At 68.7% G+C, this 25953-nt stretch carries 17 protein-coding genes, 1 pseudogene and 1 riboswitch; of the genes and pseudogenes, 11 read left to right on the plus strand and 7 right to left on the minus strand.

Annotated features, from left to right (window positions below; translation table 11 throughout):
- Positions 1-154: 154 nt before the first annotated feature.
- Complete coding sequence (locus FK256_RS03000) at positions 155-2650, minus strand: hypothetical protein (RefSeq protein ID WP_141423671.1); 2496 nt, start codon at positions 2648-2650, stop codon at positions 155-157.
- Positions 2651-2797: 147 nt separating this feature from the next.
- A riboswitch (ZMP/ZTP riboswitch) is annotated at positions 2798-2887 on the plus strand.
- A gap of 23 nt (positions 2888-2910) precedes the next feature.
- Here FK256_RS03000 and purH point away from each other — a divergent pair.
- From purH to FK256_RS03015, 3 genes are all read left to right on the plus strand, one after another.
- Positions 2911-4734, plus strand: coding sequence for a bifunctional phosphoribosylaminoimidazolecarboxamide formyltransferase/IMP cyclohydrolase (gene purH, locus FK256_RS03005; RefSeq protein ID WP_141423672.1), 1824 nt, complete (start codon positions 2911-2913; stop codon positions 4732-4734).
- 105 nt (positions 4735-4839) lie between these two features.
- Positions 4840-5139, plus strand: coding sequence for a DUF3017 domain-containing protein (locus tag FK256_RS03010; RefSeq protein ID WP_009232406.1), 300 nt, complete (start codon positions 4840-4842; stop codon positions 5137-5139).
- Between the two features lie 182 nt (positions 5140-5321).
- Positions 5322-6671 (plus strand): dicarboxylate/amino acid:cation symporter, encoded by a 1350-nt coding sequence (locus FK256_RS03015; protein ID WP_141423673.1) that lies wholly within the window; start codon positions 5322-5324, stop codon positions 6669-6671.
- Positions 6672-6736: 65 nt separating this feature from the next.
- Here the strand turns inward: FK256_RS03015 and FK256_RS14860 are convergent, their stop codons facing one another.
- From FK256_RS14860 to FK256_RS03025, 3 genes and pseudogenes are all read right to left on the minus strand, one after another.
- The gene (locus FK256_RS14860) at positions 6737-7669 is read right to left on the minus strand and encodes an ATP-binding cassette domain-containing protein (protein WP_425321575.1); all 933 of its coding nucleotides are present in this window, start codon (positions 7667-7669) and stop codon (positions 6737-6739) included.
- 6 nt (positions 7670-7675) lie between these two features.
- Positions 7676-8356, minus strand: a pseudogene (locus FK256_RS14865) (ABC transporter transmembrane domain-containing protein); the annotation flags it as partial.
- A 224-nt stretch (positions 8357-8580) separates the two neighbouring features.
- The gene (locus FK256_RS03025; RefSeq protein ID WP_141423675.1) at positions 8581-10392 is read right to left on the minus strand and encodes an ABC transporter ATP-binding protein/permease; all 1812 of its coding nucleotides are present in this window, start codon (positions 10390-10392) and stop codon (positions 8581-8583) included.
- Positions 10393-10646: 254 nt separating this feature from the next.
- On the opposite strand from FK256_RS03025, the gene FK256_RS03030 reads away from it, so the two are divergent.
- The 5 genes from FK256_RS03030 to FK256_RS03050 all read left to right on the plus strand — a co-directional run bounded on the left by FK256_RS03030 (position 10647) and on the right by FK256_RS03050 (position 15660).
- Positions 10647-11633 (plus strand): malate dehydrogenase, encoded by a 987-nt coding sequence (locus FK256_RS03030; RefSeq protein WP_021604892.1) that lies wholly within the window; start codon positions 10647-10649, stop codon positions 11631-11633.
- Positions 11634-12011: 378 nt separating this feature from the next.
- A complete protein-coding gene (locus FK256_RS03035; protein ID WP_141423676.1) occupies positions 12012-13331 on the plus strand; it encodes an ABC transporter substrate-binding protein in 1320 nt (439 codons plus the stop codon).
- A gap of 137 nt (positions 13332-13468) precedes the next feature.
- On the plus strand, positions 13469-14398 hold the full coding sequence (locus tag FK256_RS03040; protein WP_009232400.1) for a carbohydrate ABC transporter permease: 930 nt from the start codon (positions 13469-13471) through the stop codon (positions 14396-14398).
- Between the two features lie 6 nt (positions 14399-14404).
- Positions 14405-15259 carry a carbohydrate ABC transporter permease gene (locus tag FK256_RS03045; RefSeq protein ID WP_141423677.1) on the plus strand — a complete coding sequence of 285 codons (855 nt, stop codon included), beginning with the start codon at positions 14405-14407 and terminating at the stop codon, positions 15257-15259.
- A gap of 110 nt (positions 15260-15369) precedes the next feature.
- The gene (locus FK256_RS03050; protein WP_009232398.1) at positions 15370-15660 is read left to right on the plus strand and encodes a hypothetical protein; all 291 of its coding nucleotides are present in this window, start codon (positions 15370-15372) and stop codon (positions 15658-15660) included.
- 29 nt (positions 15661-15689) lie between these two features.
- On the opposite strand, the gene FK256_RS03055 is transcribed toward FK256_RS03050, so the two are convergent.
- Both FK256_RS03055 and FK256_RS03060 read right to left on the minus strand, forming a co-directional pair.
- On the minus strand, positions 15690-16190 hold the full coding sequence (locus tag FK256_RS03055; RefSeq protein ID WP_141423678.1) for a hypothetical protein: 501 nt from the start codon (positions 16188-16190) through the stop codon (positions 15690-15692).
- 9 nt (positions 16191-16199) lie between these two features.
- On the minus strand, positions 16200-17828 hold the full coding sequence (locus tag FK256_RS03060) for a DivIVA domain-containing protein (protein WP_021604897.1): 1629 nt from the start codon (positions 17826-17828) through the stop codon (positions 16200-16202).
- Positions 17829-18292: 464 nt separating this feature from the next.
- Between FK256_RS03060 and FK256_RS03065 the strand changes: the two genes are divergently transcribed.
- The 3 genes from FK256_RS03065 to FK256_RS03075 all read left to right on the plus strand — a co-directional run bounded on the left by FK256_RS03065 (position 18293) and on the right by FK256_RS03075 (position 22318).
- A complete protein-coding gene (locus FK256_RS03065) occupies positions 18293-20146 on the plus strand; it encodes a hypothetical protein (RefSeq protein WP_141423679.1) in 1854 nt (617 codons plus the stop codon).
- Positions 20143-21192 (plus strand): DUF8094 domain-containing protein, encoded by a 1050-nt coding sequence (locus FK256_RS03070; protein ID WP_009232394.1) that lies wholly within the window; start codon positions 20143-20145, stop codon positions 21190-21192. Before FK256_RS03065 ends, FK256_RS03070 begins: the two co-directional genes overlap by 4 nt.
- A gap of 184 nt (positions 21193-21376) precedes the next feature.
- Positions 21377-22318: a tetratricopeptide repeat protein gene (locus FK256_RS03075; RefSeq protein ID WP_021604899.1), complete on the plus strand. Its 942-nt coding sequence runs from the start codon at positions 21377-21379 to the stop codon at positions 22316-22318.
- Between the two features lie 92 nt (positions 22319-22410).
- Here the strand turns inward: FK256_RS03075 and FK256_RS03080 are convergent, their stop codons facing one another.
- Entirely contained in the window at positions 22411-24777 is a 2367-nt protein-coding gene (locus tag FK256_RS03080) for a glycogen/starch/alpha-glucan phosphorylase (RefSeq protein ID WP_021604900.1), read from the minus strand.
- Positions 24778-25953: the final 1176 nt, after the last annotated feature.

Genomic DNA, 25953 nt, shown 5'->3' on the forward strand with positions numbered 1-25953 from the left:
AGTTCCCGATCCGCTTGGCCGGCCGCCCCGCTCTGCGGTCGAGGCCAGCCAGGATCACCACGGTCCCTGTCAGGTTCTGCGGGCTCGCGTCACCAACCGCGTGGCGCCCACAGCGCCCACTGGTGTGGACTCTGAGCATGCAGAACTGTTCGAGTCAGCGGGCCGGGGCATCGGCACTGCTCAGGGCGCCGATCGCCGTGTCCACGGCCTTGATGAGCTCAGGCGTCACCGCGAGGGGCGCCGACCCGGCCCGGTAGGTCATCCCGGGAATGGGGGTGTACAGGACATTCGCCTCCATGCCCGCGCGGCCCTCCTTGAGGGCCTGCCACAGGTCGGGGGACTCGTGGAAGAATCGCGTGACGCGCTCGTCGGAGGCCATCTGCTCCAGGACGTTATCGGCCGACTTGTGTGCCGCCCGGCCCGGCAGCCTGCGGGGAGGAATGTCGGTCTCGTCGTCATCATCGATGGTGGGGGCGGCCCCCTGGTACTCGACGACGACCAGCTGAGCCCCGCCGGAGGAAAGTCCCAGAGCGTGGACCGGGCTGTCGACGGGACGCTGGTCGATGGCACTGCCCCGGAAGGCGTCGGTGATTCGCAGCCCCTCTAGGATGGCGAACTGCTCGCCGTTACCGGTGTTGAGGCGGCGCGTCAGGTCCAGGATCTCGGCCTGCTGCTCCGACACTGAGGCGGCCAGATCGCGCATCTCGCCGACGACCTGGGAGTCGGCCCCGGAGTCGGCCAGATCGGCGACGGTCTCATCGATCCGGTTGGGCTCCAGGGCCTCGGCGCCGACGACGCCCAGGGACTCGGCGAGGTTCCGAAGACGCGCGATGTCGGCCTCGACCGCCACCTGCCGCTTGGTGCGCGCCGTGAACAACTCTTGGCTCTCGGAGAAGCTCTCAGCACCCCGGATCCGCCGGTTGACCGAGAGCTCGGCGGCCAGGTCAGTACCGCCCCCGGCGGGACTCGCACTCAGAGCCGAGCGAGGCATGTAGGTCATGGCGAAGTCCAGCAGGGCCAAGCACGCCTGCCCCGGCGTGAGAGTGCCTAGGTGACGTAAGAGGCTGCTCGACGACGGCGCTGTGCTGATGCGACGCCCCGGCGCCCCCAGCGTCAAGACGAGGGACAGGCTCATAGCCACCGCGGTCAGCGCACCGATCGCGTAGAGGAGCCCCTGGGTGCCGCTCAACCCGCTCCACCACTGGGAGAACAGGCGTGGCAGAGCGGAGAGGAACAGGTCGTCCTCGGTCTCCTTGAGTTCGGGGGCGAGCTGCCAGACGGTGCGCACCTCGTACATGCAGCACAGGAGGAACAGCACGACACTGACCACCAGGATCCCCAGGCGGAAGCCCTGGCGGGCATTAGGCTCAGCACCCGGCGTCGTGGCCTCCATGGCGTCGGCCCGCACGCCGCGCACCTGCTCGGCAGTCGCCCGACCCGCCCGCATGGCGTAGAGGCGCCCCTGGCGTAGGTCCCCGTAGGCGCCCCAGGTGACGGCCAGGTCGCCCCAGGTGAAGTTCGCCAGCGCCACCACCGAGACGATGAGAGCGCGCACGAATGGCGGCGCTTCAGTGAGGTTGGGGTAGCGGGGTGCCGGCGCCCCGGCCACCGTCCAGCCGTGCACGCCCGCGTAGGCGCGGCGGTGGGCGTCCAGGAGTAGGCAGGCGGCCATGAGAATGACGGACAAAGGGATAGCGCTCAGGCCTTCGCCATTGACCCGCCACAGGAACATGAGCAGCGCCGGGAAGCCGCCACCGGAGTCACTGTGGCCGAGCTGCTGGGCGATCCTGGCGATGTAGGTGGCGTGGTCGCTCACCGACTGCAGGATGACCACCGCCGGCAGGATCCAGGCCACGATCCGCAGCCACACGAGGTTCCTGGCCCCCTCGAAGGCCGGTGAGTCCTTGAGGCGCCACAGCGTGATCGCCAGGGCCACCGCCATCGTGATGTTGGCGGTGCTCACCTGATTGCTGACCGCCAGGACATTGCTGTCCTCCTGGGTCATCGACCCTGAGGTCCATGGATTGAAGGAGAAGGGCAGCCGCCCGTTGCCCAGGTTCGAGGCGAGCATGCTGCTCTCCCCAAGGGCCCGGATACCGTCCTTGACAGCCGTCAGGCCGGCGCCGGCGGCGAAACCGAGCAGGGCCCAGTCGGAGGCCGCCAGACGGCGCATCCGGCCCGGTGCCAGGAACACCACGAGGACCAGGGGCACCAGGGGGCTGAGCACGTCCAGGGCAATAGTCAGAGCGATGCTCATCCCGTTGCCCATGACGGACAGTCCCGCGCCGGTGCGCACGGAGCTCATGATCATGGCCACGATGAGCGACCAGACGGCGCCGACGCCGTACATAATCACCACCGAGCGCCAGCTGATGGTCCGCGTGCGCGCGAGCAGGGCCACCACCATGAGGCAGATGGCCATGAACGCCGCCGGGACGGCGGCATAAGCCAATCGCGGAACGATGAACAGGGCGGCGACGAGCAACGGGATCATGATGGCGTAGGCTCCGCGCATCACCAGGCTCAAAGCGCTGGACAGCCCCGAATGGCGGCTCCACCAGCGCCGGTAGGCGGAGGCGGCCTCCTGCCACCGCTCGGAAGGAACCCCGCGGTATACCGGTGTCGCTGCGATGTTGATGGGCGCAGTCATGCTGTGGACTGTATGCCGTATCTAAAGCCGCCCGCAAGGAAACAGGCCGTTCGGTCGGCCGATTCGCCAGCAGCGACGTCTCCGATGAAGACAGGATGACAGAACCGTGCCGGCGCTGGTGGCCTGAGCGCCACCACTCGATAGGATGGTCCCGGCCGTGACTGGCGAGGGTGGGGCACCACCGGGGAGCGGCCGAGGCCGTCCACGAACGGGACGTCGCCCGCCTGGGCGTCCCGCCCCCACGTTGCAGCAGGAGCGCCATGTCCTCGTCGTCCTCTCGTTCTCCCCGACCGGTCAACACAGCCGCCGAGGCGGTTCCCACCGCCCACGTCCCCACCGAGGGCCTCGTCAGCCCCGACCGCGTCCCCGTGCGCCGCGCCCTCGTCTCCGTCTACGACAAGACCGGCCTCGTTCCGCTCGCCCGGGCTCTGGCCGACGCCGGTATCGAGATCGTCTCCACCGGTTCCACCGCCGCCACCATCGCCGCCGCGGGCCTGGCCGTCACCCCGGTGGAGGAGGTCACCGGCTTGCCCGAGTGCCTCGAGGGCCGGGTCAAAACCCTCCACCCCGCCGTTCACGCCGGCATCCTCGCCGATCGCCGCAAGCCCGACCACCTCGACCAGCTGGGGACCCTGGGGGTCGCCCCCATCGACCTGGTCGTCGTCAACCTCTACCCCTTCACCGATACCGTCGCCTCCGGCGCCCCCTTCGACGCCTGCGTCGAGCAGATCGACATCGGCGGACCCGCCATGGTGCGCGCCGCCGCCAAGAATCACCCCGCCGTTGCCGTCGTCACCTGCCCCGAGCGCTACGACGCCGTCGCCGCTGCCGTGCGCGAGGGCGGCTTCACCCTGGCCGATCGCCGCCGCCTGGCCGCCGAGGCCTTCGCCCATACCGCCGCCTACGACGCCGCCGTGTCCACCTGGCTGTCCGCGCAGGTCGAGGCCGACGCCGCGGACGGGGCCGGTTCGAGCGAGCCGGCCGCGCCTCCCGCCTATGTCGGCGTCGGCTACGAGCGCCTGGCGAGCCTGCGCTACGGGGAGAATCCCCACCAGCGCGCCGCCGTCTACCGCACCGCCGGGGCGAGCGGGGGAGTGGCCGGCGCCCGCCAGCTCCACGGCAAGGCCATGAGCTACAACAACTACACCGACACCGACGCCGCGGTGCGCGCCGCCTACGACCACGGCGAGGTCGTCACGGTCGCCGTCGTCAAGCACGCCAACCCCTGCGGCATCGCCGTCTCGGCCGCCGGCGACGTCGCCGAGGCCCACCGCAAGGCCCACGCCTGCGACCCGGTCTCCGCCTACGGCGGCGTCATCGCCACCAACGCCACCGTCACCGCCGAGATGGCCCTCCAGATTAAGCCGATCTTCACCGAGGTCGTCGCCGCCCCCGCCTTCGCCGACGAGGCCGTGAAGATCCTGTCCGCCAAGAAGAACCTCCGCCTGCTCGTCGTCGAGGCCCCTCGGCGCGAGGGCTACGAGATCAAGCAGGTTTCCGGCGGCGCCGTCATCCAGGAGCGCGACGTGCTCAGCGCCGACGGCGATGACCCGGCGACCTGGACCCTGGCCGCAGGGCCGGCCGCGGACGACGACCTCCTGGCCGAGCTCGCCTTCGCCTGGCGCTCGGTGCGCGCCGTGCGCTCCAACGCCGTCCTCCTGACCCAGGGCGGTGCCACCGTCGGGGTGGGCATGGGACAGGTCAACCGCGTCGACTCCTGCAAGCTCGCCGTCGAGCGCGCCAACACCCTGGGCGCCCGCTCCACCGGCGACGCCGCAGCCGACAGCCCGCAGAAGGACCGGGCGGAGCCGGTGGAGAAGGGCGCTGTCGGCGGGGGCGACGCCGCCGAGGTCCTGGGAGACCCGACCGGAGAGGCGGCGAGCGCGCCCGAGCGCGCCCGCGGATCCGTGGCCGCCTCCGACGCCTTCTTCCCCTTCGCCGACGGGCTCCAGGTCCTCATCGATGCCGGAGTGCGCGCCGTCGTCCAGCCCGGTGGGTCCATTCGCGACCAGGAGGTCATCGACGCAGCTCAGGCAGCCGGCGTCACCATGTACCTCACCGGCACCCGCCACTTCGCCCACTGACCCGCTGCGGCGGCCCGGGCCCGTCGCTCTCGCTTCGGGCACGGGGCCGCCCTTCGGGAGGAAGGTCGTGGACCGACGCCCCTGCGCGCCGATAGGCTCACCACCGTGACTCACGACCCGCATCCCCGGCAGGCCGAGCACAAGGAGCCCTACCGCACCATCTGTGTCATCCTCGTGGCCATTGGCCTGGCAGCGGTCCCGGCCATTGCGCTGCTGGGACACCGCCGCATCGCCGTCCTATGGGCGGCCACCGGGATCCTGGCACTCGCCATCGTCAGGATCCAGCGCCCCGACGGCACCTGGCTGGCCGCGCGCAGCCGCCTGTTCGACGTCGCCTTTGGAATCGCCCTGGCCGCAGTCCTGTTCCTCCTGTCCTCCTACGTCAACCTGCCCCACATCATGTAAGCGGCGCCGTCGCGTTATCGGCCCCGGCGATTTCTCCAGCCGGCATGATCACTCTCCTCCTGTGATCTGGGCCGTTCGGGTCCCATTTCTCGGTCCGAGGCGGCGCCGTCACCGGCCGGTGTGGCACGCTGGGCCCAGTCCAGACGTCCTGTCACCATCGTTTCACTCTCTGAAGGTCCCCTATGTCACGCAATCCCTCGGCTCCGCCTTCCCTGGGGCACCGCCTCAGCCACAGCATCCTGACCTGGGTCATCGGCGCGATCGTCCTGGCACTGATCGTGGGCTCGATCCGGGTCGGCGGCCGCCCGATCGTCCCCAAGCCCGTCGGCAACATCTTCGCGACCTTCTCCGACCTGTTCAGCCAGTTCCTCAGCTTCGCCATCCCGCTCATCATCATCGGGCTCGTGACCCCCGCCATCGCCGACCTGGGGCGCGGCGCCGGCAAGTGGCTCGGCGTCACCACGGCCCTGGCCTACACCTCCACCCTCTTCGCCGGCTTCCTCACCTTCCTGGTGTGCGCCGCCACCTTCCCCCGCCTGCTCGCCGGAACCTCACTGGCTGACGTAGCCAAGCCCGAAGGGGCCCTGAGCAGCTACTTCACCGTGGAGATGCCGCCGGCCGTCGAGGTCATGACCGCTCTGCTGCTCTCCTTCGTCCTGGGCATCGGCCTGTCCATGGTGCCCCGGGGCGTCCTGCGCAAGGGCTTCATCGAGTTCCGGGCCATCATCACCCGCCTCATCGAGCGGATCATCATCCCGCTGCTGCCCCTGCACATCTTCGGCATCTTCCTCAACCTCACCTACACCGGTGCGGCTGGAGCCGTCATGAAAGCGCTTCTGCGCGTCGTCGTCGTGGTCCTCATCCTCGAGGTCGTTATCCTGGGCATCCAGTTCGTCGTCGCCGGAGTCGTTGGCCGCCGCAACCCGCTCAGGGCCCTGGTCACCATGATTCCGGCCTACCTGACGGCACTGGGCACGTCCTCCTCGGCGGCCACGATCCCGGTCACCCTGCGCCAGACCAAGAAGAACGGCGTATCCGACGCCGTGGCCTCTTTCACCGTCCCCCTGTGCGCCACGATCCACCTGGCGGGATCGACCTCGAAGATCTTCTCCTTCGCCTTCGCCATCGTCCTTACCCAGGACCTGCACGTGAGCACCGCCCAGTGGGTCGGTTTCATCTTCATGCTCGGCATCACGATGGTGGCCGCGCCGGGCGTGCCCGGAGGCGCCATCATGGCGGCCACCGGTCTGCTGTCCTCCATGCTCGGCTTCAACGACCAGCAGGTGGCCCTCATGATCGCCACCTACATCGCCCTGGACTCCTTCGGCACCGCCACGAACGTCACCGGTGACGGCGCCATCGCCATCATCGTGGACCGCATGGCGGGCGGCTCCGTCAACGACGAGGGCGACCCGGAGAACGTTCGCGAGCTCTCCTTCGACGGCATGGCCTACCTCCATGCGGTCAGCGTCGAAGGGGTTGTCAGCCCCGAGGAGCTGGAGGCCTCCGCCGCCGCCCGCTCCAGCGAGTAGAACGGCAGCCACCCAATCGGGCGCCGAGAGTCACCGGAACTCTCGGCGCCCGATCTGTGCATCCGTCAGTGGCCGCGGGCGGTCAGGGTGCGCAGCGCTCCGGGCTCGGCCAGGAGCTTGGCCGGCGGACCGGCCTGCACCACCGTCCCGGCGTCCATGACCACGACGTGGTCGGCCTGCTCGGACCACTGCAGGCGGTGGGTGATCTCGATGATCGTGGCCTGCGGCAGGTAGGTGCGCACCCCGATCCGTACCCGCTCATCCAACTCGGGGTCCAGGTGAGAGGTGAACTCGTCCAGGATGAGTACTCCGGGGTTGGCGAGGAGGGCTCGCGCCAGCGCCAGACGCTGTCGCTGGCCTCCGGACAGGGACTGCCCGCGTTCGCCCACAAGGGTGTCGTAGCCGTCCTCGAGGGCCTCGATGTCCTCATCGATGCAGGCGGCCCGGCAGGCCCGGACCACCTGGGCGTCACTGGCCGCCGGCGCCGCCAGACGCACATTGTCCGCGATGGTGGCACGCATGAGGTGGACCCTCTGATCCACCATGCCGATCTCCTGGTAGAGGCTGATCGCCCGCAGGTCGGCCACGTCCTGGCCGTCGATGAGGATGCGGCCCGAGTCCGGCTCGTCGTATCGCATGGCCAGCTGGGCCAGCGTCGACTTGCCCGATCCGGAGGCCCCCACGATGCAGGTCCACTTACCGGCCCTGGCCCTGACACTTACTCCGCGGACGGCCTGCGCGGCGGTGTTGGGGTAGGAGTAGGTGACGTCCTGCCACAGGACCTCATGCGAGATACCGCCGGTCAGCTCTTGATCGCCGTCGCGTACCTCCACCGGGGCGTTGACGACCTCCCACACCCTTTCGGCCGAGGCGAAGGAGGCGTTGAGCGCGCCGGCGAGCTCCTCGACGCCGCGCACGGTCTCGCTCATCCGCAGCACCGCCGCCGCGGCGGCCGCAAGCAGGGGGACGCCCGCACCGCGGCCGGTGGTGGGCAGCATCGCCCCCACCACGACGACGGCGATCGGCGCGGTCAGGCTCGCCATCTGGTTGACGCCCCGGCGCACGGAGGCCCACTGGCCCACGGGCCGTGAGGCGCCGGTGATCTCGGCGTCGATCCTGGCCATCTCGTCGAGACGCACCCGGCTGCGTCCGTACCCGACGACCTCGCTCATGCCTTGGACGGTGTCGGTGACGTGCTGGGTGAGGTCCGCCCGCGCCGCCGAGCTGGATCGGGAGGCCTCCAGGGAGGCGGTGAATCCCAGACGGGGCACGATGAGCAGCTGGAGCGCCACGAAGGGGAGCACGGTCAGGGCCACCAGCCAGGACACCTTGAGACCGATGACCGCGAGCACCACGAGCGGGGTGATGACGGCGGAGACCGCCGGGGCGAAGGTGTGGGCGAAGAAGACCTCGATGCGGTCCACGTCCTTGGTGGCTCGCGACAGTAGGTCGCCCGAGCGGGAGGTCGCACTGACCCGGGGCGAGCGGGGGATGAGCGAGCGGAAGATCTGCCCCCGCAGCAACTCGAGGGCCTTGAAAGCCACCAGGTGGCCCAGGAACTGCTCGGCGTAGCGCAGGGCGGCCTTGAGTATCGACAGGCCCGCCATGACGGCCAGCACCGGCCAGATGGCCGGCAATGGTGCGCCGCTCGTCATCGCCAGCCCCATCGAGGCCACGGCGTAGGCCCCCAGGGCGAACAGGGACACGCCGCTGAGCAGGTCGATGGTGCGGCACAGGGTGGAGCCCAGCAGCGGTGATAGCACCGGGCGGGTGACATGAAGCAGCCAGCGCACCAGCACCGTGCGCGACGGCCGCTGCGGCCCTGAGTCGCCGTCGTTCCCGCTCACCGCGTTCTCAGTCGGTGCGCCGACGTCGTGCGGCCGGGCCGCCGGCGAGCGTCTGGTCCGGATCATGACCGCGCCTCCCCACTCTGCGCGGTGGCCGCCCCGTCGGAGGTTCCGCCTTCGTGAGCGTCGTCGGCGGCGCCGCCGGTGCCGGCCGGTGCCTTGGCCGTACCCGCCTCGTGAATCCCGCGGGCCGCGACCCTGACGATCCGGTCGGCGTTGACCAGCGCCCCCTCGCGGTGCGAGATGGTGATGACGGTGCGGCCCCGGGCCAGTTGCTCGATGGACTCGACGATAGCGGCCTCGCTGGCCAGGTCCACCTGGCTGGTGGGCTCGTCCAGCAGCAGCAAGGGGCGGTCGGCCAGTACCGCGCGTGCGAGCGACAGGCGCTGGGCCTGCCCGCCGGAGAGCCCCAGTCCGGCCTCACCGACCTGCGTCTCCAGCCCCGCGGGCATGAGCGCGACCTCCTTGTCGAGACGGGCTGCTTCCAGGGCGTGCCACATCTGCGACGGCGTCGCATAGGGCTGGGCCAGGCGCAGGTTGTCCGCGATCGTCCCGGTGAACAGCCACGTCGTCTGCGCCACCAGGGCGGAGGCCTCGCGCACCTCGTCCTGAGTGGCGGCGGTGAGCTCGGCTCCCTCGACGCGCAGCGAGCCCGCGCTGGGCAGCAGGTTCCCTGAGAGCATCGCCATGAGCGTCGATTTTCCCGCACCCGAGGGACCCACGACCGCTAGGTGCTCACCGCGCCGCACGACCAAATTCACGCCCTCGAGCACCGGCTCCTCGTCCCAGGTGGCCGCGACGTCGTCGAGCACGACGATGTCCTGTGCCGTCGCGCCAGCCGGGGTACCCGCCTCCGGGCGGGCACTCGGCGCGGACCGGGGCAGGGGCCGTGCCAGAATCCGGCGGATGGCGCGCTGATTGGCCATGCCTCCCATCCCCACGTAGAAGAAGGCGCCCACGTGGTCGAGCGGCTCCAGGAGCACGTAGGAGGTCAGGACGATCGCCAGTGCATCGCCGACGCCGATCGCTCCGTCCGACAGGCGCACGAGGGCCATCCCCGCGGCCACGGTGATGAGGAACAGGGAGAACAGGCTGTCGGTGAGCAGGATGACGAGCTGGTTTCCCGCCAACAGGCCCATGACGGCGCGCCGGTTCGTCTCCCCCTCCAGGCGCAGGCGGGCGCTGATGCGCTCGGCCGCCCGGGCCAGGGTGAGGGTCCGCAACCCCTGGATGGCGTCGAGGTACTCGGCGGCCAGACGCGTGCGCGCACGCCTGGAGTCCGACGACGATGCCCGCAGACGCGAGTGGCAGAAGGTGATGAAGACCGGTACCACGATGACGGCCACCCCCAGAATCACGGCGGGTGCGACGTCGACCGCCGCGGCCAGCTCGATGAGCACCAGCAGGGGCGCCGCCGCCGCGGCCAGAGTGGGGGCGAGGAAGGTCTGACGGTAGAGGGCCACGCGCTCGGCGCCGTCGGTCAGGAGGGAGACGGTGGCGCCGCTGCGCACGTCGGCGGCGCGCGCCGGCCCCAGGCCGAGCAGATGGGCTAGCGTGAGCCGGCGCAGGTGGACCTCTTCGCTGAGCGCACTGGAGCGGGCGACCCGCTGGGCCAGCAGCTGACAGATGGCGCTCAGGACCGCTGCGGCCAGCGCCTGGGCCAGCAGGCCCACCGCAGGCGAGGAGACCAGCAGGGCCCCCAGGGCGCGCCCGGTGGAGATGAGGCACCAGCCCGAGCCCAGGGCGCCCAGCAGCGTCAGACCGAAGGAGACGGCGCCCGAGCGGCGCCCGGCGGACGAGGAGATTCGGGCCGGGGGCTTAGAGCCCCGACGCAGCGGCGCCGGGAGAAGTACGGGGGATCGACGTGAGCTCATCACGGTCCTGGAGGCGAGAAGCGGGCTGGGGGAGGGCCCCAGAGTATCGATCGAGACGGGGTGCTGTCAGGACCGGGACGGATCACGCCTGGATCACCGGGCGCCAGCAGGATCTCCACCACTGTCGGTCAAGGAAGTGGTGAGAGTCACGAAACCTTGCGGATCGCTGTGTTCACCTGCGCGTACGTCATAGCGTTGTCCTGCCGGGCTGCCGCCTGCGGCCCGCGACGACACACGTCTCGAAGGAGTCCTCGATGGCAAATGCTCCCGTCAATATCACCATCACCGGTGCCGCCGGCAACATCGGCTATGCGCTGCTGTTCCGCATCGCCTCCGGAGCCCTGCTCGGCCCGGACCAGCGCGTCAACCTCCGCCTGCTGGAGATCCCGCCGGCCATCAAGGCCGCTGAGGGCACCGCCATGGAGCTGTTCGACTCGGCCTTCCCGACCCTGGGCAGCGTCGACATCTTCGACGACGCGAAGGCCGCCTTCGAGGGCGCCAACATCGCCTTCCTCGTGGGGTCCATGCCCCGCAAGGCCGGCATGGAGCGCGCCGACCTGCTCTCCGCCAACGGCGGCATCTTCGGCCCCCAGGGCGAGGCGCTCAACGCCGGCGCCGCCGACGACATCAAGGTGCTCGTCGTGGGCAACCCCGCCAACACCAACGCCCTCATCGCCGCCTCCCACGCCCCCGACATCCCCGCCTCGCGCTTCACGGCCATGACCCGCCTGGACCACAACCGCGCCCTGGCCCAGCTCGCCACCAAGGCGGGCTGCCACGTCACCGACATCGACAAGGTCACCGTCTGGGGCAACCACTCCTCCACCCAGTACCCCGACCTGACCCACGCCACCGTCAAGGGCGCCCCCGTCACCGACATCCTGGCCGACCGTGCCTGGGTCGAGGGGGACTTCATCCCGACCGTCGCCAAGCGCGGCGCCGCCATCATCGACGCCCGCGGCGCCTCCTCGGCCGCCTCAGCCGCCTCAGCCGCCATCGACCACGTGCACGACTGGGTGCTGGGCACTTCGGGATCCTGGACCTCCTCCTCGGTCATGTCCGACGGCTCCTACGGCGTGCCCGAGGGCATCATCTCCTCCTTCCCCTGCACCTCGGAGAACGGCGAGTGGAAGATCGTCCAGGGTCTGGAGATCGATGACTTCTCCCGCGGCAGGATCGACGCCTCGGCGGCCGAACTCGTCGAGGAGAAGAACACCGTGGCCTCCATGGGGCTGATCTGAGCGCTCTGAGCTATCCGGCTCGGCGCTCGGGCTCGGCCTGAGAGCGTGCTGGGCCGCCTCGTCCGCAGTCTGGTACAGACCACTCGGCGCCACTGAGCCTGTTCGGTGCTCACCAGGTCCTCGCTGCTTACTGAGCAGCGAGGACCTTTTTCATGCTCGCGACGCACAGGCTGCTGGTTGAACCATTGCCATTACTGGTATAGACCTGTGGTGGTCGACCGGAATAATGATTGTTTGCGCAATATATGTTTGAGTTTCGCTCAACTTAGGTCTACTCTCTGCCCTGTTGAGATCAGATGACTGGATGACATCTCCTCTCACCGCCCGCGGCGACGGTGCCGTGGACATGAAACAACGTCGTTTCTAAGGAGCAGTCCCATGCGTCCCACCCACTACCTCTCCCGCCGCGCCGTGCTGGCGGGGCTGGGAACCACTGCAGTCGCCGCCACCCTGGCCGCCTGCGCGACCTCCGGCAGCTCCGGCTCGAAGTCCGGTGGAGCCGCCGGCGAAGGGGACGCCAGCCAGGTCGACGTCGTCACCTGGTGGTCGGCCGGCTCGGAGAAGCTCGGCCTGGATGCCCTGGTCAAGGTCTTCAACGAGCAGTTCCCCAAGACGAAGTTCGAGAACAAGGCCGTCTCCGGCGGCGCCGGCAGCCAGGCCAAGCAGAAGCTCGCCGCGGACCTGGCCGCCAAGAACCCGCCGGACACCTACCAGGCCCACGCCGGTGCCGAGATCAAGGACCACATCGAGGCCGGCTACCTACTGGACGTCTCCAGCCTCTACGAGGAGTTCAAGCTCAACGAGGCATTCCCCGCCGCGCTCATGGACCGCCTCAAGGACTCCGACGGCAAGATCTACTCGGTGCCCTCCAACATCCACCGGGCCAACGTCGTGTGGGCCTCGGTTCCCGCACTCAAGGCCGCCGGGCTCGACCCGACCAAGCCCGCCACCACCATCGACGCCTGGATCGCAGACATGGAGAAGGTCAAGGCCGCCGGCCTGACGCCCATCACCATGGGCATGGCCTGGACCCAGCTCGAGCTGCTCGAGACCATCCTCATCGCCGACCTGGGCGTGGACGCCTACAACGGGCTCTTCGACGGCAAGACCGACTGGGGCGGCGCCGAGGTCACCAAGGCGCTTGAACACTACAAGACGATCGTGGGCTACACCGACTCCTCTCTCTACACCGAGGACTGGGAGCCCGCCATGAAACCCATCATGGACGGCAAGGCCGCCTTCAACGTCATGGGCGACTGGGCAGTGGCCGGCTTCGACGCCGCCGGAAAGAAGGCCGGAGAGGATTACGTCTACTTCCCGGTCCCGGGCACCGACGGCATCTTCGACTTCCTGGCCGACTCCTTCACCCTGCCTGACGGCGCCAAGCACCCCGGCGGAGCCAAGAACTGGCTCAACGCGATCTCCTCCAAGGACGGCCAGATCGCCTTCAACACCGTCAAGGGCTCTATCCCCGCCCGCACGGACCTCACCGACGAGGAGAAGGGCAAGTTCTCCGAGTACCAGCGCTCGGCCATGGAGTCCTTCGCCAAGGACAAGATCGTCTCCTCCATCGCCCACGGCGCGGCCCTGCCGGCCAAGGCCACCAACGCGATGAACGATGCCCTGACCAAGTTCGCCCAGGGCGCCTCCGACGTCACCGCGCTCCAGGCGGATCTCAAGGCCGCTGCCGCCTCCTGATCGGCTCTCCGGGGGCGGGAACGGGCCGCGCGTCCGCACCGGTTCGTTCCCTTCCTCGGGCCGCTCGCCCACCGGATGACCGGTGGCCACCACCACTGCGGGCCGATCCGCCCGCCACAACGCATCAGGAGAAACACGTGAGCACCAAGAGCGTCCCAGTGCGGCGCCGTCGGGCGAGCTGGAGGCAGTGGGGACCCGGCCTCCTGCTCATCTCGCCCTCGATCCTCCTCGTCGGCGTCTTCGTCTACGGGATGATCGGGATCAACATCAATACCTCCCTGCTGGACATGCACACCGCGGGCCAGGTCTCCGGGCGCAGGGGGACCACCGTCGTCGGGCTGAGCAACTTCACGGCCCTATTCGGCAATCCCGACTTCCGGCATTCCTTCGTCAACCTCATCCTGTTCACCATCACCTTCCTGGCCGGCACCCTCGTGGTCGGCTTCCTATGGGCCTGGCTCCTGGACCGCCCCATCAAGGGGGAGGGGATCTTCCGTTCCATCTTCCTGTTCCCCATGGCCGTGTCCTTCGTGGCCTCCGGCGTGGTGTGGAGGTGGCTGCTCAACTCTGCCCAGGGCGAGCAGGCCTCGGGACTCAATCGCCTCTTCGAGATGACGGGACTGAGATTCCTGGAAAACTCATGGACCCAGAACACCACCTGGGGGATCCTGGCCATCGCGCTGCCGGCCGTGTGGCAGCTGGCCGGATACGTCATGGCCCTCTTCCTGGCGGGCTTCCGCGGCATCCCCGACGACCTGCGCGAGGCCGCCCGGGTCGACGGCGCCAGCGAGTGGCAACTCTACAAGTCGATCATCTTCCCCCAGCTGACGCCGATCGCCCTGAGCGCCGTCATCATCATCGGGCACATGTCCCTGAAGTCCTTCGACCTCATCATGTCGATCACCGACCAGCGGACCTACTCCACCAAGGTCCCGGCCATCGACATGTTCAACTTCATGACGGACAACGACTACTCCAACGCCGCCGCCGTCGGCACGATCCTGCTGGTCCTGGTCGCGATCGCCGTCATCCCCTATCTCATCCATGACGCCAAGGGCAGGAGGTGAGCGGTCATGGCACAGACTCTTCCGATGCGAGCGCCGCGCCGTCCCGGCTGGGGCCAGAGCGTTCGATTCATCCTGCTGCTGGCCTCGGTGATCCTTGTCCTCATCCCCGTCTACGTCCTACTGGTCACCTCCTTCAAGGGATCCGCCGACGCCGACCCCTCCCGCACCTGGTACCTGCCCGAGGTCTGGGTCGCCAAGAACTGGGCCAACGCCTGGAACCAGCTCAGTGGCGGGCTGCTGCGCTCCCTGGCCCTGGTCATCCCCTCCTCGATCATCTCGGCGATGCTGGGCAGTGCCAACGGCTTCGTCCTGTCCAAGTGGCGCTTCCCCGGGGCCAATGTGGTCTTCACCCTCATCCTGTTCGGCATGTTCATCCCCTACCAGGCCGTCATGATCCCGCTCATGAGACTGGTGACCAGTGTCGAGGTGGGGTTCGGGATTCACACGCTGATCCTCATGCACGTGGTCTACGGCATCCCGATCACGACGCTCATCTTCCGCAACTACTATGAGACCATTCCGAACGAGCTCATCGAGGCCGCCCGGGTCGACGGGGCCGGCATGCTGCGCACCTACGGCTCGGTGGTCCTGCCGATCTCGGTACCCAGCTTCGTCGTCGTCCTCATCTGGCAGTTCACCTCCGCCTGGAACGACTTCCTGTTCGCCCTGTTCTTCGGTGGTGGGGCTCAGTCCGGGCCGGTGACGCTGGCACTCAACAACCTGGCTCACGGATCGATCCTGGCCGACTACGGGGCCTCCATGTCCGGAGCCCTCATCGCCTCTGTGCCCACCCTGGCGGTCTACATCCTGCTGGGCAAGTACTTCGTCGGAGGACTCATGGCCGGCTCGGTCAAGGGCTGAGGCCGGATGGTCTCCCGCCCCAGCTCCTGCGGGGCTCGCAGACACCCGCTATCGCTTCCGGCTCCCGTCCCCGGCTTGGGGGCGAGAGCCGGATGTGATGAGATCGGGGCATGGCACGTCGCAGATCCAAGCGCCCCTACGGGCGGGGGCACATCCCCTTGAGCATGGACCGTCTCGCCTCCGTGCCGCGCACCCAGACCGGTCCCGGCGGGGCCGATTTCACCGTGCGCTACCTGCGGGGCGGGGACAAGCCCTACACCTGCCCCGGCTGCCACCGCGTCATCCCCGCGGGCACCGCGCACGTGGTGGCCTGGACCAACGAGTCGCTCTTCGGGGCGGACCGGGGCCTGGAGGAGCGACGGCACTGGCACACTTCCTGCTGGGAGCGCCGCCTCTGGTAGTCGGGCCGAGGACGCGGCATGCGGGCCGGTCACACGAGTGGCTCGGGAGAGCGCTCCTCCCAGTCCGGCAGGAGGCGGTTCAGCGCGAAGCGCAGCGGCACGATGTCGCCATCGCGTCCGCCCTCGCCGATGGTCATCGGCACCGGCTGGCTCTCGGGCCTGACCCCGCGCAGGCGTTGGCTCAGGCTCAGCGGCATCGACAGGATGTAGAAGCGCCCCTGCGTGTCGATGCCGACGGTTTCGTCGGCCCTCAGGTACCACCCGCGCAGCGGGGTGCGGGCGCTGCCACCGGAGTAGCCGCGCACTCGCAGCGCAACGGGCTCAAGGCCCTCGTCACGGGCGACCCGGAGGAAGAGGCCGATGATACGGGCGGCTCGGGCGTGCTCGGCGTCCTGGCGCTCCTGGAGCATGCGGGCCCGCTGGGCGGCCGCTCGACGACGCGACGCCGTCCAGTCGGAGTCCCCGCAGTCCCCGGTGTCTGAGGCGCTGGATGACTCGTCCCCGAACCGGGCGGCGTCGTCGGCTGTCACGATTGCGCCTCAGCGGCGCCCCTTGCCCTGACGGGGGTGACGGTTGCCGGCGTTGCCGGAGCCGCCCTGGTTCCTCCCGGGAGCCGGAACGCTCTCGATGCGGCCGGAACCCCCCTTGGGCGCGTTCTTCTGAGCCGCCTGCGTGGATGCCTTCTTCTGGCCGCCACCCGAGGCCCCGGCCGTGTTCCCGGCCGGAGCGGGAGCCGAGGCGGCCGAGGGCGCAGAGGTGGCGCTGTTCGAGCTGGCGGCGTTGGCGCTACTGGCGGCGTTAGCGCTGCTGGCGGCCGCTGCCGGTTCCGCCGACGCGGCGGAGGACTGCTCCCGCGCCGGCTCCTGAGCCTCCTGGGGCAGAGCGACGACGTGGTCGCTGAAGGTGGGCGCCTGGGGCAGGGCACCGCCCAGGACGCCGCGCATCTCAGTGAGGTAGGCAGAGACCGAGTCGCGCTGGCGCTCGAGCTCCTGGAGCTGGCGGGCCGCAACCTGGGCGGTGACGTCCGCGTCGGCCCGGGCGTCGCCGACGATCTGCTCGGCCTCGATCCGGGCCTGCGCCAAGGTCTCCTCGGCCTGGGCGACGGCCTCCTCCTGACGCTTGCGGGCCTCGGCGTCGGTGCGTGCCCGGACCTCCTCGGCGCGGGACAGCGCCTCCTGCAGGCGCTCCTCGGCCTCCTGGGCCTGCATCTGGGCCTGCTCCTGCATCTCACGGATGCGCTCGCGGGTGGCCTCGTGGGCGTCGGAGTCCTCCTGGGCGGCCTGCTCGTGCGCCGCGGCGATCTCCAAGGTGGCCTGCTGACGAAGCTCGGTGGCCTCGGCTCGGGCGGCGGCGGCCTCATCGGTGGCCGAGCGGCGCAGCGTCTCGGACTCGTTGCGCGCAGAGGTGAGGATCTCCTCGGCCTCGCGCTGCGCCTTGCCGACGGTCAGCTCCGCCTCCTGCTTGGCGGCGGAGAGGATTTCCTCGGCCTTCGCCGTGGAGGTCTTGCGCAGCTCGTCGGCTTCGGCCGCGGCCGCCTCGCGGTTGGCGGTGGCGTCGCGCTCGGAGGTGATGGCGATCTCGGCCGCCTGCTTGCGGGCCTGGGACAGGACCAGTGCGGCCTCGCGCTCGGCGGAGGCCCGCATCTCGGTGACAGCCGCCTCGGAGTCGGCGGAGAGCTGGGCTGCCTTGCGCGAGGCGGAGGAGACGAGCTCCTGGGCGCGGGCCTCGGCGTTGGCCAAGGCGGTGGAGGCCTCCCCCTGGGAGCGGGAGCGCAGCTCGCTGGCCTCGCGTCGGGCGTCGGCGAGCAGAGTCGCCGCTTCCGAGGCGCTGCGCTCGGAGAGGTTCTTGGCGTTGGTGCGAGTGCGGGTCAGCAGGGCGTCGGCCTCGGCATTGGCCTTGGACAGGACGGACGCGCTCTGCTCCTCGGCGCTGCGCAGCAGCTGCTCGATCCGCGAACCCAGACCGGCGTAGGTCGGCTTGTCGGACTCTCGCAGCCGGCGCTGAGCGTCGGCCAGTTCGCCGGCCAGCGTCATGGCGCGCTGGTCAAGGCTGGCGACCTCACGACGCGCGTCGGCCAGCTGTCGCGAGAGCTGCTCCAGCTTCCGGTCGACCTGGGCGCGGTCGTAACCGCGCATCGTGATGGCAAACTCGCTGTATTCCTCAGCCACGTCGGGTTCCTCCTCCTGGCGAGCCGGGGACGCTCACCGCAGCCCAAGAGTAACGATTGGGTGTGATCGGGACGGTGGTCACGAAAGCGTGACGATACGCACAATCTAGCAGGTAGAGGTCCGGTTCTGAGCGCGATTGCCGGGGTTGCCGAGGATGCGTTCGGCAGCCGGACGGGTGCGGGTGGACCGCGCCGCCTCGTTTCTCCGAGCGTTCCTCCGGCTCCCGTCTGAGAACTGGTCAGGGCTTGGTGCCCGGCGGTGGTCTTTTCTGCCGACAGGTTTTCGGGAGAGATCGCTTCGCTCTGCGCGTGCTCCGTTGTGATTTTGCGCCGAGGTCAGTGCGTTCGTGGGGTCCGTCATGCGATTCTGGTGCCCGTCGGGCGCACGGTGAGCGCTCGTAGCGATGTCCGACACTTGTAGTCGGCCCTCGTCAACCGTGTCCGCGAGCATAGGAGATCCGCGTCGTGAGTCGACGTATCTTGAGCGTGGTGGTGACCGTCCTCGGACTGATCGTCGTCGCCCTGGCCGTCTGTTCGGCCACCATCTGGAAACCCAGCTCCAAGGTCGAGGCGACGCTCGCCTCCGGTCCTTCCCAGCCCTACGTCGTTACCGCTCCCGGAGTTCTCAGCAGTGCCGAGTCCGATGTCGCAGTGACCGCGAAGTCCTCCGACGGCAAGGACGTCCACCTTTTCGTCGCACGTGCGGCCGACGTCGAGGCCTGGCTGAGCCCCGACGCCGACAACGCTCTTCCCTATACGGTGGTCACCAGCATTGACGCCGACGCCGGCACCCTGGCCTCCAAGGACGAGACCCAGTACTGCCCCGATCCCTCCGCTGCCCCGGCGGCCTCTGCCACTCCGGCGGCCCCCGCTACTCCGACCGCCTCCGCGGCGACCGCTTCTCAATCCTCCGCCTCCGCCCAGGCCGGGGCGACGTCGTCGGCCTCCGGGTCGCAGTGCTCGGAGCGCAAGGCCGGCGCCGTGAGCGCCTCGGGCTCCGACCTCTGGTTGGGGGAGAAGACCGGCGGCTCCTCAGTCACCTTCAACACCGCCGAGTCCGCCGATCGCGAGCTGCTGCCGCGCAAGAACCTCGACGAGCAGATCGTCGTCATGGCGTTGACCGACGGCAAGGCCAAGGCCCCTGCCCTGACCATCAGCTGGTCGCGGCAGGTCGAGACGCCCTGGTACTTCTACGGCGGTCTGGCCCTAGGCGGCCTGCTCGTGCTCGCGGGAGCCTTCCTGTTCTTCATCGATCTCCAGCTGCGTCGGGCCGATGTCGAGCGGCGGACCCTTTCGGCCGAGCGTGCGGCCCGCATCGCCAATGCCGACTCCGTCTCCACGGAGGGCATTCCCCAGGTAGACGATCCTGACCGGCAGCTGACCCGTCGAGAGCTGAGGGACAAGGAACGGGCTGAGGCCTCCGGCGAGGCCTGGACCGACCCTCGCACCGGCCGCGTCTACCTCGACGGCATCGAGGCTCCCGCCGTTCCCCAAGCGCCCGAGATGCCCACGGCTGACGGCGGTGGCGATGGTTATGGTTATGGATTCGGCGGCTACGGAGAGAGCAGCATCGGGCAGGAGGAACAGTCGGTCGCGGGGGTCGCCCGGGGCTCGTCGGTCGTCCCCGGCCTTGATGAGGAGGCCACTCAGCAGTACCGAGCCGCCCGTGGACTGGAGGGCCTCCAAGACGGCGAGGCGCTGGCGATCGCCTCGGATGACGCTGACGCGTCGAGTGCGCCCGGATTCTCCGAGGCTCCCGCTCACACCAGTCACGTGAACCACCACAGCCACGCGGCTCCGAGCGACGATCCGGCCCCTGAGCAGCGTGAGGACCTCCAGGATTACTCTCGTTTCGCCCCGCAGGAGCATCACACCAGTCACGTGGCCGGTGACCCGCACGAGGAGCAGATCCTCGTCGAGAGCGACACAGCCGAGATCGAGGATGTGACGACGTCGGCCCAGCCCCAGGAGCCCGGTCTCCAGATACCCGACGGCCTCGCCCAGCCCGAGGTCCAGTCTTGGCCGGCCGCCGACCAGCCCCAGCCCGAGGTCCAGTCCTGGCCAGCCGCCGACCGGTCGGAGGCGACCAGTGTGCCGCAGGACCTGGTGGAGGTTGAGGAGGAGGTGCAGGAGCCCGCTTTCCCCGCGACCAGTCCCGCCGAATCGTCCGCGACGTCGACCACCGTGTCATGGCCCTCCTACTCCGACGGCGTTGAGCTGCCCCCTGCCGCCGACCCCGCCGCCATCCAGGCCGCCGCCGCCGAGCCCCTCGGCGAGACCGATCCCACCGAGGACCCCCACAACCAGGAGCACGCATGAAGTCCACCCGTCGAGCCTTCCTGAGCGCGGGCGGTGCCTCCGCCCTCGCCCTGAGCCTGGCCGCCTGCTCGAAGTCGCAGAAAACCAAGACCGCCGCGACCCAGGCCTCCGGAACGCCCATCGCCGAGCCCGTCCTCAACGACAAGCAGCTCTCCGAGATTCTCCAGCGTGTCCAGGTCGGTCTGGAGACAGCGGACAAGGAGAAGAACGCGGAAAAGCTCAAGGAGGTCATGTCCGGTCCGGCTGCACGGATCCGTGCAGCCGAGTACGCCACGGCCTCCGCCAGCGGGAACAACGAGTTCATCCACCCCGTGACCACCAAGATCCAGGGCGGGGGAGTGGGCCAAACCGCTGGCTTCCCCCGCAACGCCGCGGCGGCCTCGGAGGGCGCCAGCCCCTCGATCCTGTCTCTGGAGCAGAACTCGGCGCGTGACCAGTTCAAGGTATGGGCCTGGGTACAGGGATTCTCGGAGCAGAAGAACATCCCGGTTCTGACCAAGCAGTCAGCTCAGCACGCCAAGCAGGTGACGGCGGACTCCGCAGGTCTGGTCGCAACCCCCAAGGCGGTGCTCGACGCCTATGTCGATGCGCTCAACAACCCCGAGGGCGAGAACGGCAAGGCCTTCCCCGATGACCTGCTGCGCCAGAAGATCCAGGCGACCCGCGCCACCAACCTCAGCTCTTTGGGCGAGGTCTCCGTGACGGCGACTGCTGGGGCGGACGGGTTCCAGGGACTCCAGATGGAGGAGGGCGACGGTGGGGCGCTGGTCTTCACGACCCTGACCTATACGGTCGTCTACAAGCGCACGGTCGACGGATCCGACCTGACCCTGCAGGGTGACGTTGCCGCCCTCATGGGCGGCAACCAGAAGATCATCGGCACGGTCACCGCCACCTACGACTCCATGGTCGCCTTCGCCATCCCCAAGGAGGGCAGCAGCGAGAAGGCGACGATCCTGGGAGCGGAGACCGCACTGATCAAGGTGGACCGGGACGACTCCCAGACACCTGCCCCCACGGCCTCGGCGTCGGCCAGGCCGTCCTGAAACATCACCGCTGCTCGGCCCGACTCCGCGACGATCCTCGGAGTCGGGCCGCCGGCGCGCTCGGGCCTCTGACCGCAGGGCGAGGCCTGCCGGCCGCGTTGGCGCTGAAAGACAACAAAAGACCCTGATCAATACCCTGATCAATGAAGCTACCGGGCTGCGGCCCGAGGAAGGCAACCTGTCAATGAGCATGTTCGGCGCCGTCGACTTATCCAGTTTCGCCCCGGCCTCCAAGCCTGCCGGTTCCAGCTCCGGGGCCTCGGCGCAGGCCTCCAGCGACTCCGGTGGTGCCGGAGGCCCGGCGGCTGCGCTTGTGGTCGACGTCGATGCCTCCAGCCTGCGCGATGTGGCCGAGCTCTCCGCCCGGGTCCCCGTCATCGTCGTCCTGCACAGCCCGCGCAGCCAGGTCAGCACCGATCTCGCCGCCGTTCTGGAGCGGCTCGCGGGGCAGTATGCCGGCCGCTTCCAGGTGGCTCGCGTAAATGTCGACGCCGCTCCGGAGGTCGCTCAGGCGCTTCAGGCGCAGGCCGTTCCCACGGTCGTGGCCCTCATTGCCGGGCAGCCGGTGCCGATGTTCCAGGGCACGGTTCCCGAGGATCAGCTGCGCTCGATCCTCGATCAGCTGCTGGAGGTGGCGGCAGCCAACGGTGTCAGCGGCACCATCGCCGTCGACGCGGCGGCCGGTGCAGACGCCCGATCCAGGGAACCCGAGGAGACCGAGGTCGAGCGCGCAGCCCGTGAGGCCCTCGAGGCCGGCGACTTCGCCGCCGCCGAGGAGGTCTACACCCACGCCATCGCTCAGAATCCGGGCGATGAGGAGCTCAAGGTCGCCCGCAACCAGGTGCGCCTCGCGGCCCGCCTGGACGGCAAGGACCCCCATGAGCTACTCGTGGCGGCCGACGCCGAGCCTGCCGACCTCGAGGCATCCCTGGCCGGGGCCGACGCCGCTCTGTCCCTCGGCGACGTCAACGCTGCCCTCGGCCGGGCCCTGGAGGCCGTGCGCACCCACCAGGGGGAGGAGCGCGAGACGGCTCGCCTGCGTCTGCTCGAGTTCTTCGAGATCATCGGCCCCACAGCCCCGGAGGTCGCCCAGGCCCGCCGCCGCCTGGCCACCATGCTCTACTGAGCTCTGCTGAGCGCCTGTCGCGCGCCCGCCCAACAGACGCGACGCCCCCTCACCGCGGTGGTGAGGGGGCGCTCGCGTCTGTGGCTTGAGGATCAGGCGATCGGCTCGGGGTCGATCTTCCAGACCTCGCGGGCGTAGTCGCTGATGGTGCGGTCGGAGGAGAATCGGCCCGAGCGGGTGATGTTCACCCAGGCCCTGCGCTGCCAGGCGCGGGTGTCGGCGTAGTCGGCCGCCATGGCGTCCTTGGTCTCGCGGTAGGAGGCGAAGTCGCCCAGGACGTAGTAGACGTCGGCCGGCTCGTAGGAGGGCTCCAGGAGGCTGCGGCGCAGGTCGGCGAACCAGCCCGAGCCGTTGTCATCGAGGGTGCCGTCGGTGAAGGCGTCCAGGACGCGCTTGAGGCCGGGGACGTTCTCGTAGTGCCACACCGGGTCGTAGCTCTCGCGCAGGCCGGGCAGCTCGTCCTCGGTGGCGCCGAAGATGTAGGCGTTGTCATCACCCACTGCCTCGAGGATCTCCACGTTGGCGCCGTCGAGCGTGCCCAGGGTCAGGGCTCCGTTCATCATGAACTTCATGTTGGAGGTTCCCGAGGCCTCCTTGCCGGCCATCGAGATCTGCTCGGAGACGTCGGCGGCCGGGATGATGTGCTCGGCCGGGGAGACGTTGTAGTTGTGGACGAAGACGACCTTAAGGGTCTTGGAGACGACCGGGTCGTTGTTGACCAGCTCGGCGATGGCATTGATGAGCTTGATGACGCCCTTGGCCCGGATGTAGCCGGGAGCCGCCTTCGCCCCGAAGATGAAGGCCCGCTTGGGGACCTCCAGACTCGGGTCCTGCTTCATGCGGAAGTAGAGGTCCAGGATGTAGATGGCGTTGAGCAGCTGGCGCTTGTACTCGTGGAGGCGCTTGATCTGGACGTCGAAGATGGCCTCCGGGTCGATCTCGATCCCCTCGCGCTGGGCGATCCAGGCGGCGAAGTCCACCTTGTTGGCGTGCTTGATCTCCGCCAGGCGGTCGTAGACGGACTCGTCCACGGAGTCGGTGTGCTCGGCCAGGACGGTGAGGTCCTTGACCCAGGTGTCCGAGCCGGTGACCTCGTCCAGGAGCGCCGACAGGCGCGGGTTGCACTGGCGCAGCCAGCGGCGCGGGGTGACGCCGTTGGTCTTGTTGTTGAAGCGCTCGGGCCAGATGGCGTGCCACTCGCCCAGGGTCTCGCGCTTGATGATCTCGGTGTGCAGCGCGGCGACGCCGTTGATGGAGTAGGAGGCGTAGCAGGCGATCCAGGCCATGCGCACCTTGTCCCCGGAGATGGGGGCCATGTAGTCGATGGTGCCCTGCTCCAGGCCTCGCTCGGCCATCTCCATGCGGAAGCGGCGGTCGATCTCGCGGACGATCTCGGTGATGCGCGGGAAGAGACGGTCGAAGATGGAGATCTCCCAGGTCTCCAGGGCCTCGGCCAGTACCGTGTGGTTGGTGTAGGCAAAGGTCTTGGTGACCACCTCCCAGGCCTCCTCCCAGCCCAGGTGGTGCTCGTCCAGGAGGATGCGCATCAGCTCGGGGATGGCGAGCACCGGGTGGGTGTCGTTGAGCTGGATGGCGTTGTAGTCGGCGAAGCCGGTCAGGTCCTCACCATGGTGGCTGACGTAGTTCTCAACGATCTGCTGCAGGGAGGCCGAGCAGAAGAAGTACTGCTGGCGCACCCGCAGGACCTTGCCCTCGTAGGTGGCGTCGTTGGGGTAGAGGACACGGGAGATGTCCGAGGTGCGCTCGCGCTCGACGATGGCCTCGGTGAAGCGCTGGGAGTTGAAGGCGTCGTAGTCGAACTCCTCGAGCGGCTCGGCCTTCCACAGGCGCAGGGTCCCCACGTTCTTGGTGCCGTAGCCGGTGATGGGCATGTCGTAGGGGATGGCACGCACGGTCATGTCCTGGTAGTGGACCAGGCGCTGGGCCTCCTCGTGGCGGATGACGAAGGGGTAGCCCTCCTCCATCCAGGGGTCGGGGTGCTCGGTCTGGAAGCCGTCCTCGAAGAGCTGCTTGAACAGCCCGTAGCGGTAGAGGATGCCGAAACCGTTGACCGGCAGGTCCAGGGTGGCGCAGGAGTCCAGGAAGCAGGCGGCCAGGCGGCCCAGCCCGCCGTTGCCCAGGGCGGCGTCGGGCTCCTGCTCCAGGACATCGGAGAGACTCACGCCGAAGGAGCCGACGGTCTCACGGGCCTCATCGATCATGCCCAGGTTGGACAGGTTGTTGAGCAGGGCGCGGCCCATGAGGAACTCCGCGGAGAAGTAGTGCTCCTGGCGTCCGGCGCTGTACTTCTGCTCAGTGGCGTACCAGTCGTCCGCGATGGTGTCGACGACGGCGGCGGACAGGCCCTGCCACACCTCCATGAGGGTGGCTGCGGTCTCGGGTCGACCGGATACGGCGCGCACCTGCGCGGGGGCGCTTGTGACCAGGTTCTGTGTCATTCTTCTTCCCTTGTCAGGCTTCATGGTCGCCGACTGCGTCTACGTGCAGTGGGCTGGGCAACGTGCATCGCCTGGACTCGGGCCCGCCGGGCTGCCATGGGCCGCGCTGGGCTGCACAGGGCAGGGGAGGGCCACGCGCCTGTGCGAGACGCACCCAGACTACCGGCTCGGCCTGCGATACGCGTAGGACGAATGCCGCAGATCCGTCATGCGGGTTTCCGGGTGCAGGAGATGGTTGGTTGCAGGGCATGCGCTTCGTTACGCCGCGGGTTGGTCGGAGTGGGGCCACGCTGGTCAGTACTGGGGCCCTCGATGCATCGAGGGCCCCAGGCTGCTCTCATCGCACACCTCTTGAGGGGCGGATGAACTGTTGTGTGCCGTTTGTGGATTCAATCAGTGATCGCTGTGCTCGCGACGCGCTTGAGGAAAAATAAAGACAATCCCTGAAGCGTCATCGGAATGAGGAGCAGTGTCGGCATCCATAATCCCTTCACGCCGTACAAGTTTATGCTGAATGGTACGCTGAGTACGGCGATCGTGGCGGTGGCACTGAAGCACAGAACTGATATCGCGAAAGCCAGCTGAGCATTCCGTCCGTGCGGCGAGGGAGATGTGCTCTGGGACATTACAGGTACCCAAAGCATGTCACGGCGCCTGAGATTGCTCCTGCCCCAAGAGTTGCGATGCCGCCGATGCATGCGGCGCATATGGCTGCTCCGACGCCGGTTGCAGCGCCAGCGCATGAGCCCCCGCATAATGACGTGATCGCCCAGGCGGCACCTCCTCCGATTCCGAGGACGGTGCCCAGGCATGCGGCGACAGCTCCCGCGCCTACGGGCACAGCTTGGTCGGGGGCGGATTTTTGCTTCGCGATGGCGGCTCGAGTTTCGTCGAGTTGTTGCTGCAGGACATCGTCCCCGACGAATTCATGACCCGTGTCAGAATCCTTGACTAGTTCCCCGTCCGTGTATGATGTCATTTGGAAATGATTTGCGGCATTGTGGGTGAGGTGGGTCTCGGAGTAAGTGGCTGGTGCGCCATCTGGGGACAAGACGATGGTTGTGTTGCTCGTCAAGCTCAATCCGTTTCCTTTGAGGGGGAAGGTTACGGCACTGTAAGTTTTTTCTTCTGTGGTGACACGAAGAACAGTTGCGTTGTCGGTATCCACTGCTTCTC

The organism is Actinomyces johnsonii (assembly GCF_006546835.1).
Taxonomy (GTDB): domain Bacteria; phylum Actinomycetota; class Actinomycetes; order Actinomycetales; family Actinomycetaceae; genus Actinomyces; species Actinomyces johnsonii.

Excerpts from the sequence above, each read along its gene's own strand:
- FK256_RS03080 (WP_021604900.1), bottom strand. The coding sequence starts at position 24,777 with ATGACACAGAACCTGGTCACAAGCGCCCCCGCGCAGGTGCGCGCCGTA.
- FK256_RS03050 (WP_009232398.1), top strand. The coding sequence starts at position 15,370 with ATGGCACGTCGCAGATCCAAGCGCCCCTACGGGCGGGGGCACATCCCC.
- FK256_RS03030 (WP_021604892.1), top strand. The coding sequence starts at position 10,647 with ATGGCAAATGCTCCCGTCAATATCACCATCACCGGTGCCGCCGGCAAC.
- FK256_RS03075 (WP_021604899.1), top strand. The coding sequence starts at position 21,377 with ATGAGCATGTTCGGCGCCGTCGACTTATCCAGTTTCGCCCCGGCCTCC.
- FK256_RS03000 (WP_141423671.1), bottom strand. The coding sequence starts at position 2,650 with ATGACTGCGCCCATCAACATCGCAGCGACACCGGTATACCGCGGGGTT.
- FK256_RS03035 (WP_141423676.1), top strand. The coding sequence starts at position 12,012 with ATGCGTCCCACCCACTACCTCTCCCGCCGCGCCGTGCTGGCGGGGCTG.
- FK256_RS03025 (WP_141423675.1), bottom strand. The coding sequence starts at position 10,392 with ATGAGCTCACGTCGATCCCCCGTACTTCTCCCGGCGCCGCTGCGTCGG.
- FK256_RS14860 (WP_425321575.1), bottom strand. The coding sequence starts at position 7,669 with ATGCTGCCCACCACCGGCCGCGGTGCGGGCGTCCCCCTGCTTGCGGCC.
- FK256_RS03070 (WP_009232394.1), top strand. The coding sequence starts at position 20,143 with ATGAAGTCCACCCGTCGAGCCTTCCTGAGCGCGGGCGGTGCCTCCGCC.
- FK256_RS03015 (WP_141423673.1), top strand. The coding sequence starts at position 5,322 with ATGTCACGCAATCCCTCGGCTCCGCCTTCCCTGGGGCACCGCCTCAGC.
- FK256_RS03045 (WP_141423677.1), top strand. The coding sequence starts at position 14,405 with ATGGCACAGACTCTTCCGATGCGAGCGCCGCGCCGTCCCGGCTGGGGC.
- purH (WP_141423672.1), top strand. The coding sequence starts at position 2,911 with ATGTCCTCGTCGTCCTCTCGTTCTCCCCGACCGGTCAACACAGCCGCC.